Genomic DNA, 223 nt, shown 5'->3' on the forward strand with positions numbered 1-223 from the left:
AGCTCCTTGAGGCCGATGCCGTATTTCTGGTGGTCGCGGCCCGCATTCAGGCCGAAGCGCTCGACCATCTGCTTGGTGAGCGAGCCGCGCGCGCCCTCGCCCAAGATCGTGGAGCGGGCGCGCAGCTCCATGCCGCGGGTGAAGTTGGCATTGGGCTCGCCGTTGCGGCTGACGCCCATGTCGCCGGTGGCCACCCCCACCACCCGGCCGTCCTCGACCAGCA

At 70.0% G+C, this 223-nt stretch carries 1 pseudogene; it reads right to left on the reverse strand.

The features are described 5' to 3' along the window. Positions 1-223, reverse strand: a pseudogene (locus E4K09_RS28620) (electron transfer flavoprotein-ubiquinone oxidoreductase); the annotation flags it as partial.

This window comes from Microvirga pakistanensis, from assembly GCF_004458765.1.
In the GTDB taxonomy this organism is placed as follows: Bacteria; Pseudomonadota; Alphaproteobacteria; order Rhizobiales; family Beijerinckiaceae; genus Microvirga; species Microvirga pakistanensis.